1 protein-coding gene is annotated in these 909 nt (G+C 64.6%); it reads left to right on the top strand.

The annotated features are described in order from the left end of the window. A partial coding sequence (gene kdpA / locus EOA27_RS38210; RefSeq protein WP_127258931.1) for a potassium-transporting ATPase subunit KdpA occupies nt 1–909 on the top strand: 909 nt, incomplete at both ends.

The following is a 909-nucleotide window of genomic DNA, read 5'->3' on the forward strand; positions in this document are numbered from 1 at the left end:
CGGCTGCAGGGCGTGCTGCCCTACAACCCCGCCGGCATGACCGCGGTCGACCCGCAGCTCGCCTTCAACACCGCCGCGAGCTTCGTCACCAACACCAACTGGCAGAACTACGGCGGCGGAAGCACGATGTCCTATCTCGTGCAGATGGCGGGCCTCACCGTCCAGAATTTCGTCTCGGCCGCCACCGGCATTGCGATTGCAATCGCATTGATCCGCGGCTTCGCTCGTGCCTCGGGCAAGTCGATCGGCAATTTCTGGGTCGATCTGACCCGCTGCACGCTCTACGTGCTCCTGCCGATGTGTATCGTGCTGACGCTGGTCTATGTCTGGCTCGGCATTCCGCAGACGCTTGGGCCCTATGTTGACGCCACCACGCTGGAAGGCGCCAAGCAGACCATCGCACTCGGACCGGTCGCCTCGCAGGTCGCCATCAAGATGCTCGGAACCAATGGCGGCGGCTTCTTCAACGCCAATGCCGCGCATCCGTTCGAGAATCCGGACGCGATCTCCAACTTGATCCAGATGCTGACCATCTTCGTGCTCGGCGCCGGCCTCACCAACGTCTTCGGCCGCATGGTCGGCAGTGAGCGCCAGGGCTGGGCGATCCTCGCCTCGATGGGCGTGCTGTTCATCGCCGGCGTCGTCGTCTGCTATTGGGCCGAGGCCGCCGGCAACCCGCTGGTCCATGCGCTCGGCATCGACGGCGGCAACATGGAAGGCAAGGAGACCCGCTTCGGCATCGCCCTGTCGGCCTTGTTCGCGGTCATCACCACCTCAGCCTCCTGCGGCGCCGTCAACGCCATGCACGATAGCTTCACCGCGCTCGGCGGCATGATCCCGATCATCAACATGCAGCTCGGCGAAGTCATCGTCGGCGGCGTCGGCGCCGGTTTCTACGGCATCCTGATG

It is taken from the genome of Mesorhizobium sp. M2A.F.Ca.ET.037.01.1.1, assembly GCF_003998075.1.
Taxonomy (GTDB): Bacteria; Pseudomonadota; Alphaproteobacteria; order Rhizobiales; family Rhizobiaceae; genus Mesorhizobium.